This is a genomic window from Candidatus Nitrospira nitrificans (assembly GCF_001458775.1).
GTDB classification, from domain to species: domain Bacteria; phylum Nitrospirota; class Nitrospiria; order Nitrospirales; family Nitrospiraceae; genus Nitrospira_D; species Nitrospira_D nitrificans.
In genome coordinates, this window is record NZ_CZPZ01000001.1 from 448,300 (window position 1) to 462,035 (window position 13,736).

Genomic DNA, 13,736 nt, shown 5'->3' on the forward strand with positions numbered 1-13,736 from the left:
TCATGATTTGACGTCCCACGTCCGTTCCCAGTAAGGTCGCTTGTCATGGCACGCTCCCGCACAGTCCGGCTCGAAACGGCGGTCCGGCGAACAGATCGCCTGATCGCCCAAGGCGCCCAGGTCAGCGCGACCTTCACGCGCTGGCGACTGGCTATTTTCCTCGTTGGCCTCGTCGGCACCGTGACCCTCTACAAGCTCGATTGGTATCACAGCGGCAATCTATCCGTCGGCATATTCCTCGCAATCTTCATCACGGTCGCCGCGTATCATACCAGGGTGGAAACCGGGATTCATCGGCTTCGGCACTGGAAACTGATCAAGCTGACCCACCTTGCACGCATCGCCTTGGACTGGACGGCCATTCCGCCAAGACCCGGTGAAGCTCCGACCTCTCATCCCTACGCCATCGACCTCGATCTCTTTGGAACCCATTCCTTGGCGCAGCTCCTCGACACCACCGTGTCGGACCATGGCCGAGAGCGCTTGCACAGCTGGCTATTGAACCAACCCCCTCCCCCTTCACGGTGGCAAACACGGCAGTCGTTGGTGAAGGAACTGGCGCCGCGCTCTTTATTTCGCGATCGTGTGACCCTGGAGGCCAGACTGACGGGAGAACAGGAAATCAACGGCAAGCGGCTGGCCGCTGTGCTTGAACACCCAGTCGGTCTGCCCAACCTGAATACGCTGCTGGTCATCCAGAGCCTCTTAGCCTTCACCACGATCGGTCTCGCATCGGCCACGTTGTTCGGTCAGCTCCCTGGGTATTGGATGTTCTCGTTCGCCGCCTATGCGCTGATCTACTTCATGACCGATCAAGGAGAAGAGCTGCTGGAACATGCGGTCGGCCTGCACCATGAGACCGAACGACTCGCCGTGGTCCTGGGCTATCTCGAGCGTCAGGCTCGGCGGCAAAGCACCGCCCTCGCCTCGGTCTGCGCGAATCTGAGAGGTGGAGCCAGTCCCACCCTGCGTCTCAAGCAGGCCGCGCGAACGCTTCATGCGATCAGCATCAAGGCCCACCCGCTTGTCCATTTGGCCGTCAACGCGTTGTGTCCATGGGACCTGTGGTTCACTCGACAACTGATTCACATCCAGCGCGAGATCAAGAATGCTCTCCCTCAGTGGTTGGACTGCCTGGCAGAAGTCGAAGCGGCATCGGCCCTGGCGACCTTTGCCTATCTCCATCCCGATTACGGGTGGCCGGCTCCCGTCATCTCAACCGGTGAGCGGAACGGCGCAGCAGCCGTTCTGCATGCGACTCAACTCGGCCATCCACTCCTCCCTACGAAGAGCCGCATCGCAAACGATGTCGATCTAACCGGGCTCGGCTCGATCCATCTGATCACGGGCTCGAATATGTCTGGCAAGAGCACGTTCCTGCGAACGATCGGCATCAATCTCTGTCTGGCGCAAGCCGGAGGGCCGGTCTGCGCACCGTCGTTTGTGTGGACCTGGGCCCGGCTGGCTTGCTGCATTCGCGTCGATGATTCGCTCGACGCCGGCCTGTCGTTTTTCTACGCTGAAGTCAAACGGCTCAAGACCATTCTCGATGCCACCAAGGAACGCGCCGCGCCGCCCGTGCTGTTCCTGATCGACGAGATCTTCAAGGGCACCAATAATCGAGAGCGACTCATCGGCAGCCGTGCCTACATCACCGCGCTGTCGCAAGGCCACGGCTTCGGCCTTGTGAGCACCCATGATCTGGAGCTGGCGGATCTGGAGCAAGCCGTCCCCGGTTTGACCAATGCCCACTTTCAAGAAACCGTCGCCGCAGGCACACTCAAGTTCGATTATCGGCTGAGACCAGGCCCCTGCCCCACGACGAACGCCCTGCGGATCATGGAACTGGAAGGGTTGCCTATTTCCACAACCGCTTAAAACAGGCACAATATCCACTACGGATGACTATCTCAGCCGGTTCACACACACAGTCGTGTTCCCACCCCCTTCGCGGCCTCTTGATCGCGCAATTCTGCGGGGCATTCAACGACAACGCCTGGAAGCTGATGGTCGCGTTGCTCGCGATCCGGCAAGCCACAGTCGGCTTGGCGCCCGGCCCGGAGCTGGAGACCGCCGCCCAGACCCAAACGGCCATGGCGTTCGTCGTTTTCACGCTGCCGCTGATGCTTCTGTCTCTTGTCGGAGGCACCTTGGCCGATCGCGTCAGTAAGCGGACCGTCATCATTTCGATCAAAGCCGTCGAAGTCTTTCTCATGGCCGCCGGCACCGCCGCCCTCTGGTTGAATCCGGCCGGAGGAATCTTGCCGTTGATCGTCTTATGCGGCATGGGTGTGCACAGCGCGCTCTTTAGCCCATCGAAGTACGGCATTCTTCCGGAATTGGTCCCGCATGAACGGCTCGCCGCGGGCAACGGGTTGTTGGAGATGTGGACCTTCGCGGCGATCCTGACCGGAACCGCCGCCGGAGGCGTTCTCCTGCAGATGGCCGGGGATCACATCTGGCTCGCTCCGCTCACCTTGACCGGACTCTCCGTCGTCGGCCTCGCAACCGCCTTCGGCATTCCACCGGTGTCGGCAGCCCGCCACGCTGGAGGCGTGGGAGCCACCATTCAAGGCGCGTGGGCCGCCATTCAGTCCGAACGGATGCTGCGCATGGCCATTCCCATGGAAATCCTCTTCTGGACGGTGGCCAGCCTGTTCGGTCAAAACCTACTCGTCTATGCAAAGGCCGTCTTGCATCTGTCCGATGCGATGTCAGGCCTTCCGCTGACGGTGTTATCGGTGGGGATCGGCATCGGCGCGATCCTGGTCGGGCGGATTTCGAGGAACCGAGTGGAGTACGGGCTGATTCCCTTGGGCGCTATGGGCGTGTGTGTCACCTTGCTCACCCTCGGCGTCCTCACACCGCCGTTGTCCGGAACATTTCTCATCATGGTGGCCCTGGGCATTTCCAGTTCGTTCATCTTTGTTCCATTGAACGCCATTCTCCAATGGAAATCCCCGTCCGATCGGCGCGGCGCCGTCATTTCGTTTTCCAACACCTGTGTCTTCACCGGCATCTTGCTGGGGTCGTTGGCCGGTGGGTCCCTCGCCAATGTCGGTGTCTCGACGACCGGTATTTTCTTGGCTGCCGCCGTCATGACCCTGGCTGGTATCGCCTGGGCCCTCTGGCTGTTACCCGATACATTTCTTCGCTTGGCGCTGGTCGTCCTCACCAATACCCTGTATCGTCTCCGCATCGTCGGCGAAGCTCATGTGCCGCTATCCGGCGGCGCGCTCCTCGTCCCCAATCACGTCTCCTTTATCGACGGTTTTCTTCTGATCGCCAGCGTAGATCGTCCCGTGCGGTTTGTCGTCGACGCGCAGTATGTCGACCAGCCGATCTTCAAACCTTTCATGAAGGCGCTCGGTGTCATCCCCATTTCCTCGCACGGGGGCTTGCGCGTGGTCTTACGGGCGCTCCGCGATGCCGGCGCAGCCATCGACAAAGGAGAACTGGTCTGCATTTTCCCCGAAGGCCAGATCACGCGCACCGGCACACTGTTGCCGTTTCGACGAGGTTTCGAACGGATCATGAAAGGACGGACCGCCCCCATCATCCCGGTTCATCTCGATCGTGTGTGGGGCAGCATCTTCAGCTTCAATCGTGGGCGATTTCTCTGGAAGATGCCGGAGCGCCTCCCCTATCCCGTGACCGTCTCATTCGGAGCGCCGCTGCCGCCGGACACCACGGCGCATGAGCTTCGCGAGAACATTCGTAACCTCGGCGAAGCGGCCTGGCAACTCAGGAAACCACGTCGTCGGCCCCTCCATCGTCAATTTATTTCATCGATGCGTCGCTCTCCCTTCCGCTTAGCCATGGCCGATCAGAATCGCCCCCACGTCTCATCCTTGCAAGCCCTGATCGGATCAATCGTCCTCGCGAGGACGCTTCGGCCCCATTGGCGAGACCAAGAACGGGTGGGCGTCCTGCTGCCTCCGACCGTGGCCGCTGCCTTAGTCAATGTCGCCGCGCCTCTCTGCGGCAAAACCATCGTGAATTTGAACTACACGGTCGGGAAATCCGGCCTAGAGGCCGCGGTACATCTAGCCGGTCTGCGCACGATCGTGACCAGCCGTACCTTCATCGAAAAAGCCAAACTCGAGCTGCCGGACGGACCGTCGGTCATCTGGCTTGAGGACGTCGCCAAGACCATCGGCAGGGGACAAAAACTAGCGGCTGCCCTGCTGGCCCTGTTCGCTCCATGCCGCATCATCGAACGACTGTGCGGCCAAACAATTCCCCTCACGCCCGACAGTCTGGCGACCATCATCTTCAGCAGCGGCAGCACCGGAGAGCCGAAGGGGATCATGCTGTCGCACTTCAGTATCGACATGAACAGCCAAGGCGCCACGCAGGTGCTTCACCTCTATCAGGACGAGCGCGTCCTCGGCATCCTGCCCTTCTTCCACTCATTCGGCTACATGGTGTTTTGGTTCGTGATGTCCAATAACGCCGCCATGATCTTTCATCCTTCGCCGCTCGACGTAGCGGCGATCGGCGACATCATCCGGAAACACCGCGTCACGTTTCTCGTCACCACGCCGACGTTCATGCAACTCTATTCCCGTCGCTGTACGCCGGAACAATTCAGCTCGGTGCGCGTCATCCTCACCGGCGCGGAAAAACTACAAGCGCGACTCGCCCAGGCGATCGAAGACAAGTTCGGGGTCGGACCGATCGAAGGGTACGGAGTCACGGAATGCGCCCCTGTCATTGCCGTCAATTGCCCGGACTTCCGCGCAGCCGGCTATTATCAACCGGCCTCGCGACGGGGCACCGTCGGTCAGCCGCTTCCCGGTGTGTCGGTGCAGATTGTCGATCCGGACAGCTACGCGCCGCTTCCGGTCGGCACGCCCGGCATGTTGCTCGTGAAGGGACCGAATGTGATGAAGGGCTATCTCGGGCGTGAAGATCTCACCGCGCAGGTCATGCGGAACGGCTGGTACATTACCGGTGACATTGCCGCTCTGGATGAGGACGGATTTCTGACGATTACCGACCGGCTGTCGCGTTTTTCAAAGATCGGCGGCGAGATGGTCCCCCACGGCAAAGTCGAAGAGGCCTTGCAACAGGCCGCTGAATCCGACACGCAAGTCTTTGCCGTGACCGGTCTGCCCGACGAGAAAAAGGGAGAGCGGCTCGCGGTCCTCCATACGCTGGAGGAATCCCGCATTCCACACATCCTGGAAAAGATCTCGGCGAGCGACCTGCCCAATCTCTTCATTCCAGGAAAGCACCAGTTCATCAAGGTCGACGCATTACCGGTCCTTGGAACCGGCAAGCTCGATCTGCGCGGCGTGAAGCGGATTGCGATGGAACAGCTCAAAGGGGATGAAACCGTTTCTAGTTTCTAGTTTCTGGTTTCAAATTCCGACTTTCGTGCTTCGTCTCAAGCTGGAAACTAGAAACTCGAAACCTGAAACTCGAAACTTTCCATGGCTTCTACTGGAAAATCCCTGATCGATTGTCATGTCCATCTCGCAGCACTGCCGGACGGCGACAACGGGTGCTTCATCTCGCCGAAACTCCTTGGAAGCCCGCTCTTTCGCTTCCTGCTATGGAAACAAGATCTCTCACCGATAAAGCCGCGGGAGGCGAATGAACGATATCTCGATCACCTCCTCACGGAGTTACGCGCCTCACGACATGTCTCTCAAGCGGTGCTCCTCGGCATGGACGGGTTCTACGACCAGACCGGCCTACTCAACCGGCAACACACCGACTTTCTCGTCAGCAACGACTACGTCTTCAAGACCGTGCGAGCCTATCCTGATGTCTTTCTTGCCGGCCCTTCGATCAATCCGCAGCGTGAAGATGCCATTGATGAAGTTCACCGCTGCGCCGATGCCGGCGCTGTCCTGATCAAAGTCTTACCGAACGCCCAGCAGTTCAACCCGGCTGATGAGAAATACAGACCGTTCTACCGTGCGCTGGCTCAGCGGAAGTTGCCGTTTCTCAGCCATGTCGGCTACGAATTCAGCCTGATCGGCAAAGACCAATCCCTCGGCGATCCCGATCGGCTTCGCCTGGCGCTGGACGAAGGAGTGACCGTCATCGCGGCCCATGCCTGCAGCTACGGCCTGATGCTGTATGAGAAGTTTCTGCCCACCTTTCGGGAACTCGCAAGGCGTTATCCGCACTTCTACGCCGATATTTCAGCCCTGACCCAGCCTCACCGGATGAAAATGCTGCTCCATCTCAGACATCATCCGGAGCTGCATTCTCGCCTCCTCTTTGGGACCGATTATCCATTATCTGTTTTTCACATGCCCGCTTGGGGCCGCGTGGGCCTCGGCAGATTGTGGAACATGATCCGCACGAAGAACCGCTTCGATCGACAGGTGGCGGTCTGTCACGGTTTGAAGCTGAATTTTCGATCGTTCGGCGAATTTGTTTCAGGCCGAAGCACACACGGTTGAAAGTGCAGAACTGACGCCCGTAGTTTGGCTATCTCAAACGAAAGAGCCGTTCTCCTTTGGAGAACGGCCCTTTCCGGCACCCTGAAACTGACCGAGAAAATCTATGGACTAACGGAGATCCGATCCTTGATCAGGTCGAAGGTTTCTTTGGGAACCACGTTTTTTGCCACCAATTCGCCCTTCACGCGATAAGGACGATTGCTCACGATCCGATCGGCTTCGTCTTGCTTCAGCCCGAGGAAAAGAATCAGGTCGCTTGCCGATACCTTATTGATATTCATCGCCGCCGATGCAACGACCGGAGAAACCGTCGCGGTTCCGGATGGAGCCGGACTCGGAGTCACGGTCGCGGTTTGAGCCGACGCCCCGGCATGGGAGCGATCCTTGAGCTCTTTTTGATAACGGGCGACCAATGATTTCAGCGTATCATTGTGGCGTTTCACATCCTGATATTCCTGCCGCACATTTTTATTCTGCGCCGACAACGCCTTGACTTTATCCTCGAGTTCCTTGGTTCGTCCTTCGATCGTGCCTCGTTCCGCGTCACGTCCGTGCTCGATGCGCTGGAGTTCATCGCGAGCCGCTTGCGCCTCATTCCCGAACTTCACGTTCAGTTCCTTGAGGGTCCGGACCTGCTGATCCATCGCACTCTTCTGTTGGCGAGCCTTCTCCAATTCCATCTTGACGTTGTCCGCCTCGGCCAGTGCATCCTGATACTTTTTGTTGGATACACAACCCGTGGCCAACACCGCCCCAACCAACACCATCGCCGTCCACTCGCGTCTCATGCGATCCTCCCTCCATCAAATCCTACGGCTTGCCCGAGCATCATGTGGAACATTCTACCCACCGGCTGCCACCGTAGTTCGTACGGTTTCTTCCTTGTGTGTATGCCAACGTCCAGATATTGTCAATACATTTACCATTGTAGAGATCGGTGTGATTCTCATGCGACGACCGACCTGCCGCTTGACGGATCGTCGTCGCTCTGTGATCATCCCCCTACATTTTATCAGAGACGGCCGTCATGGCTGAAACCGCGCATGTACGATTTGACATGGGGCACGCATGAACGAATGGGGTCCAACACTCGCTGTGATACTGGGAATCGTCGAAGGGCTCACGGAGTTTCTTCCCGTCTCATCAACGGGACACCTGATCCTGGTAGGCCATGCCCTCGGCTTCACCGGTGACGTCGCGGCCAATGCGGAAATCTCCATCCAGCTGGGCGCGATTCTGGCCGTCATCGTCTTTGAACGAGAGAAGATCGGACGGCTTCTGTCCGGAGCCTGGCAGGAACAGAAGGCTTTGCGCGCACTGTCGGCAAACCATCCTCCCGCCTCATGGTCCGACCGCGTCAAGGGCTCCATGCGGAACCATCCCAACGTATGGTTCTTGCTGGGAATCGGGATCGCCTTTCTACCCGCCGCCGTACTCGGCCTATTGGCTCACGGATGGATCAAGTCGCATTTGTTCACGCCCTTCACGGTGGCTTCAACCTCGATCCTGGGCGGCATTATCATCCTCATCGTGGAAGCGACGAAGCGGACCAGTCAGGCCAACAGTCTGGATCAAGTGTCGGCGGTTCATGCCTTCTGGATCGGGCTGGCACAATGTGCCTCCCTCATCCCCGGCATGTCTCGCTCCGGCTCGACGATCATCGGAGGCCTCCTCGCCGGACTCGACCGAAAGGTGGCCACGGAATATTCATTTTTTCTCGCGCTCCCGACCATCATCGCCGCGACAGTCTACGAAACATGGAAAGCACGAGGTGCATTTACCGATCAGGATTATATGGCGCTCGGCCTCGGCATGCTCATCTCATTCCTGGTGGCTTGGGGTGTCATCGCCGCCTTTCTGACCTATGTCCAGCGGCATACCTTGCGAGTCTTCGCGTACTATCGTATTATTCTCGGAATTGTAGTCATGTTGGTCGTCCGCTGAAAGGAGCTGGGCATGTCTTCGGATACGATTCACGTCTACGACACTTGGATCAACGGCAAAAGCGGTCGCATTCACTTCGATGTCATGACGACGGATGAAGCCACCGCTCTCAAACTTGCCAAAGAGTACCTGGTGAGCATCGGGGAACCGACTGCGACGATCACCACGAGAGAGTGCCAATTCTGTCACAGCGAACCGCTGGTCATGTTTTCGGCGGAGCAGCAGAAGCAGGTCAAGGAAAAGGGCGGATTTATCGTTCGAATGCCGGCCTAGTGAAGTCGCGCACCCCGCTCGTCGCTCGCATTCCGTATCTCGAAAGTCATCGGTCATTAGTCATCGGTTCTCACCACATGACTGGTGACTATTGACTGATGACTATCGCGTCGTGCTTCACGAGATACGCTTTACGCTTCACGTTTTAGGCACCGAGGATATCTCCGACTCGGCAGGAGGATCTGCGCGTTTTTCGAAGGCAAAGTGAATGATGAGAAAAATGACCCCGACGGTGATCGCGGAATCCGCGACATTGAATGCGGGCCAGTGGTAGTTTTCGATGTAGACGTCTAGGAAATCGATCACCTCGCCGAAACGAAGCCGATCGATCAAGTTCCCGATCGCTCCACCCAGTATTCCCGCGACACTGATACGGCCCATCCAATCTTCCTCCGGCATCCGCAACAGGATCGTACCCAGTAGCCCGAGGGCAAAGATCGACGTCAACCCAAAGAAAACCATCCGAAATGCATTACTGCTTCCGGCCAACAGTCCGAATGCCGCCCCGGGGTTTCGAATATAGGTCAGGCTGAAGAGATTGGGAATGACGGGGATGGATTCATGCAAGCGCATCGTCTGCATGATCTGCTGTTTGGTCAGCTGATCAAGCAGGATAATGCCGCCGGTCACCGACGCGAGCGCGAGATTGCGAAGGCCTGATGCACTCAACGGATCGCCTCCACACAGCGATCGCACAGTGTGGGATGAGCCGCATCCTTGCCGACTGCGTCTCGATAATTCCAGCAACGTTCGCATTTCGCGGCGTCCGACCGCTCAACCGTGATCCGAATGTCCGATGCTCCCATCTCCGCCTGTTTGAGGGTCACCCCCGACACGATAAAAATCGTGCTGAGATCCTCGGCATACGCCGTCAAGAATCGATGGGCATCAGGCCCCGCCTCAATCCGGACATGCGCTTCAAGCGACGACCCGATCACCTTGTCTCGGCGTTGGGTTTCCAAGTCCCCCTGAACTTGAGATCGATAGGCGAGTAGCCGTTCCCACCGAGCGGTGAGCTCTTCGTCTTGCCAGACAGGCTCGCCTTCAGGAAACGAGGAGAGATGCACGCTCGTCGCTTCCTTGCGCGCCGCGTCCGGCAACATGCGCCAGATCTCCTCGGCGGTAAAACTCAAAATCGGCGCCATGAGTTTCGCCGACACCACGGCAATTTCACACAGAACGGTCTGAGCCCCTCGCCGCAGCGGAGAGTCGGCCCGGAAGGTATACAGCCGATCCTTCAGAATATCGAGATAGACGGCGCTGAGATCAACCGAACAAAAGTTGTTCAGCGCATGGAAGATGGCGTGAAATTCAAACTCTTCGTAGGCGCGGCGCACCTTCGTGATGAGTTCTCCCAGCCGCGACAGCGCCCATCGGTCCAATTCCGACAGCTGGTCATAGGGCACACGGTGTATCGCCGGATCGAAATCGTATAGATTGCTCAGCAAGAACCGAGACGTGTTGCGCACCTTCCTGTACGCTTCGATCAAATGGTTCAGGATTTCCTGCGAAATGCGAAGATCCTCGCGATAATCCTGGGCCGCGACCCACAGACGGAGGATCTCAGCGCCCGACTGCTTGATGACATCTTGCGGGGCGACGACATTCCCGGCCGACTTGGACATCTTCTTCCCCTGCCCATCGACCACAAAGCCATGGGTCAGCACCGCCTGATAGGGCGCGCGATGATCCGTCGTCACGCCGGCGAGCAGCGCGCTATGGAACCAGCCCCGATGCTGGTCGGAACCCTCAAGATACAAATCGGCAGGCCACCACTTGCGTGATTTCAGAACAGCCGCGAAACTGACCCCGGATTCAAACCAGACGTCCAGAATGTCACGCTCCTTCTCGAATGCGGTTCCTCCGCACTTCGGACAGGTCGTTCCGGCGGGTAACAGATCAAGAGCCGCCCGTTCAAACCACACATCGGCGCCCTTGGATTCCATCAACGCGGCAAGATGTTCAATGACAATCGGATCCGCAAGCACATGGCGACACCCTTCGCAGGTAAAGCCTGGGATGGGCACGCCCCATACCCGTTGCCGCGAGAGACACCAGTCCGGCCGGTTGTCGATCATGCCGAAGATCCGATCACGACCATAGGCTGGAATCCATCGAACCCGCTCGATTTCCGCCAAGGTTTCCTTCCGCAATTCGTTGGTCTCCATCGACACGAACCACTGCTCGGTCGCGCGAAAGATCACCGGATTTTTGCACCGCCAACAGTGGGGATACGAATGCCGGAGAGAGCCATGCCCCAGCAAGCGCCCGTTCGCCTGGAGATACTCGACAATCTTCGGATTGGCTTTCAAGACCTGTTGTCCGGCGAACTCCGAGACGATCGATGTAAACCGTCCGCTGTTGTCCACCGGTGCCACGATTTCAAGACGCTCCCCTGTGGAGGCCTTGGCATTGTGATCGAGCACGAGCAGATAGTCTTCCATGCCGTGCCCCGGCGCGATGTGAACGCAACCCGTCCCTTGATCGAGCGTCACGAAGTCGCCGAGCAGAATCGGCGAGAGACCGGTGGACAAGGGCCGTTGCGTCTCCAAGCCTTCGAACCCCTCTCCGCCCTTTTTCACCCCGACCACGCGATAGCCCTCGATCGCGCAGGCTTTCACGACGCTATCCAAAAGTTTTTCCGCCACAATCAGCAACTCGTCGCCGACCTGAACAAAGGCATAGTCGAAATCGCGGTGGAGGCAGACGGCCTGGTTCGCCGGAAGCGTCCAGGGCGTGGTCGTCCAAATGACGACGGAGACTCCCGTCATTCCTTCCGGAAAGGAGACACCCGGAAAGGTGTGGCTGAGAACGGTCGGCGATGTGACGACCGGAAACTTGACGTAGATCGACGGGGACGTGTGGTCCTCGTATTCGACCTCCGCTTCCGCAAGCGCGGTCTGATCCTGCATGCACCAGAGAACCGGCTTGAGCCCCTTGTACACCCCGCCGCGCTCGACAAACTTGCCGAATTCACGAATGATCGTGGCTTCATACCCAGGAGTCATCGTCAGGTAGGGATGATCCCATTCTCCCAACACCCCCAGCCGCTTGAATTCCTCACGCTGAGTCTTCACAAACCGCTCGGCATAGTCGCGACAGAGTCTGCGGATCGCCACAACGTCTAAGTCTTTTTTCTTGTCCCCCAACTCCTTCATGACTTGATGTTCGATAGGCAACCCATGACAGTCCCACCCAGGGACGTAGGGTGCGTGAAACCCAGCCATCGTCTTTGACTTGACGATGATGTCTTTCAAAACCTTGTTCAGCGCGTGTCCGATATGGATGCGGCCGTTGGCATAGGGAGGGCCATCGTGCAGCACATACCGAGGCCGTCCCTGCCCTTTCGCCTGAATCTGATCATAGAGCTTCTGCTGCTCCCACCAAGCCAACATGTCCGGCTCCCGCTGCGGCAGATTGGCCTTCATGGGGAAATCGGTTTTCGGAAGGTTGAGCGTTGCTTTGTAATCCATAGACAATGGGATCCGAGTATTTACACGGTGATCAGACGGAATCGAGGGAATATACAGGAATGACCGGCGAGGTACTAGTCCTTACTCCAGCTCGCGAAACCTGGGGAAAACGTCTTCCGGCAAAGCCTCAGCGAGCGAACGCCCGAAGCGCGCAATCTGCGTACAGCGAGGGTTGCGCGACGCGAGAACGTAGCTGAAAGACGTTTTCCCAGACTTCGCTAGCTGATGGCCATCATACGATCGAGAGCAACCTTTGCCCAGTGCTTGTCGTCGTCCGGCACCACAATCCGGTTGACGATATGGCCTTCCGCCAGATTCTCCATGGCCCAGCAGAGATGCGCGGCATCGATGCGGAACATCGTGGCGCACTGGCAGACCGTCGATGACAGGAAGAACACTTTCTTGTCGGTGAGCTCGTGCTTCAACCGATTCACGAGATTCAGCTCCGTCCCAACCGCCCAGATCGTGCCGGCCGGCGCGGCGGTCACCGTGCGAATGATGAACTCGGTCGATCCGATGAGATCCGCCTTATTGACCACGTCTTCATGGCATTCCGGATGCACAATGACGTGGCCGCCAGGATATTGTTTGCGGAAGTGATCCACATGGACCGGTTGAAACATTTGGTGGACGCTGCAGTGGCCCTTCCATAGAATCAGCTTGGCTCGCTTAATGGCTTCTTTGGTATTCCCGCCGTTCGGCTGATACGGGTCCCAGACAATCATCTGCTCGCGAGGAATGCCCATCTTATTCGCCGTGTTGCGGCCTAAATGCTCGTCGGGAAAGAAGAGAATCTTTTCGCGCCTGGCCCACGACCATTCGATCACCGCTTTCGCATTGGACGAAGTGCAGGTGATTCCCCCATGCTCGCCGCAAAACGCCTTGAGCACCGCCGCCGAATTGACATAGACCGCCGGCATCACAGTCTCTTCGACCGGCACCACGCGTCCCAACGCTTCCCAACACTGGTCAACCTGTTCAATCGCCGCCATATCGGCCATCGAGCAACCCGCAGCCATGTCCGGTAGGATCACCGTTTGTTGAGAACGGCTGAGGATGTCAGCCGTCTCAGCCATGAAATGCACGCCACAAAAAACGATGTGGGGGCGTTCGGAACGTTCGGCGGCCAATTTCGCCAACAACAGCGAGTCCCCGCGAAAGTCGGCATGCTGGATGACTTCGTCTCGCTGATAATTATGGCCCAGGATCATCACTCGCTCACCCAGCGTCTGCTTCGCCGCGACCGTCCGGCGATATAACTCCTCCGCCGACTGTGCCTGGTACTCGGTGATTGGCTTCGGTAACGTCGCTGTGATCGTCACAATATTTCTCTCCACGTTAAGGGAATTCATTCTACGATAGGCCCCTTCCACAATCAACGAATCGCCCAGTGAGGAAAAGTCCTAGTCATCGACCCAAAGGAGAGGAAACGGAATGGGCCTAATAGCCGATTGACTTCACGGTCTTGGAGTACTACGATCATCTACCTTAGCTAGGGGAGCCTTGAGGCTGAGAGTCCGAGCAGTCGGACGACCCTCACAACCTGACCTGGGTAATACCAGCGTAGGGAAGCCGGACACCAACGGATCGCGTGAGGAATCAGCCGCATTCCCGTCTAATGAGG

General features: G+C 57.9%; 9 protein-coding genes and 1 riboswitch. Of the genes, 5 read left to right on the forward strand and 4 right to left on the reverse strand.

The window, feature by feature from the left end:
• The first annotated feature begins 45 nt into the window (after window positions 1–45).
• From COMA2_RS01950 to COMA2_RS01960, 3 genes are all read left to right on the forward strand, one after another.
• On the forward strand, window positions 46–1,878 hold the full coding sequence (locus COMA2_RS01950; RefSeq protein ID WP_090894146.1) for a MutS family DNA mismatch repair protein: 1,833 nt from the start codon (window positions 46–48) through the stop codon (window positions 1,876–1,878).
• 23 nt (window positions 1,879–1,901) lie between these two features.
• Window positions 1,902–5,357, forward strand: coding sequence for an acyl-[ACP]--phospholipid O-acyltransferase (locus tag COMA2_RS01955; protein ID WP_090894147.1), 3,456 nt, complete (start codon window positions 1,902–1,904; stop codon window positions 5,355–5,357).
• An 81-nt stretch (window positions 5,358–5,438) separates the two neighbouring features.
• The gene (locus COMA2_RS01960; RefSeq protein ID WP_090894148.1) at window positions 5,439–6,422 is read left to right on the forward strand and encodes an amidohydrolase family protein; all 984 of its coding nucleotides are present in this window, start codon (window positions 5,439–5,441) and stop codon (window positions 6,420–6,422) included.
• 101 nt (window positions 6,423–6,523) lie between these two features.
• On the opposite strand, the gene COMA2_RS01965 is transcribed toward COMA2_RS01960, so the two are convergent.
• Complete coding sequence (locus COMA2_RS01965; protein ID WP_090894150.1) at window positions 6,524–7,210, reverse strand: hypothetical protein; 687 nt, start codon at window positions 7,208–7,210, stop codon at window positions 6,524–6,526.
• Window positions 7,211–7,490: 280 nt separating this feature from the next.
• Here COMA2_RS01965 and COMA2_RS01970 point away from each other — a divergent pair, with 280 nt between their 5' ends.
• Window positions 7,491–8,366, forward strand: a complete 876-nt coding sequence (locus COMA2_RS01970) for an undecaprenyl-diphosphate phosphatase (protein WP_090894151.1) — start codon at window positions 7,491–7,493, stop codon at window positions 8,364–8,366.
• Window positions 8,367–8,378: 12 nt separating this feature from the next.
• Complete coding sequence (locus COMA2_RS01975; RefSeq protein ID WP_090894153.1) at window positions 8,379–8,639, forward strand: DUF2024 family protein; 261 nt, start codon at window positions 8,379–8,381, stop codon at window positions 8,637–8,639.
• Between the two features lie 138 nt (window positions 8,640–8,777).
• Here COMA2_RS01975 and lspA read toward each other — a convergent pair whose 3' ends face one another.
• The 3 genes from lspA to nadA all read right to left on the reverse strand — a co-directional run bounded on the left by lspA (window position 8,778) and on the right by nadA (window position 13,434).
• Window positions 8,778–9,308, reverse strand: coding sequence for a signal peptidase II (lspA, locus tag COMA2_RS01980; RefSeq protein ID WP_245630804.1), 531 nt, complete (start codon window positions 9,306–9,308; stop codon window positions 8,778–8,780).
• A complete protein-coding gene (ileS, locus tag COMA2_RS01985; protein WP_090894156.1) occupies window positions 9,305–12,112 on the reverse strand; it encodes an isoleucine--tRNA ligase in 2,808 nt (935 codons plus the stop codon). Before ileS ends, lspA begins: the two co-directional genes overlap by 4 nt.
• Before the next feature lie 218 nt (window positions 12,113–12,330).
• A complete protein-coding gene (nadA, locus tag COMA2_RS01990) occupies window positions 12,331–13,434 on the reverse strand; it encodes a quinolinate synthase NadA (RefSeq protein WP_090894217.1) in 1,104 nt (367 codons plus the stop codon).
• A gap of 162 nt (window positions 13,435–13,596) precedes the next feature.
• Window positions 13,597–13,699: riboswitch (TPP riboswitch) on the forward strand.
• Window positions 13,700–13,736 lie beyond the last annotated feature (37 nt).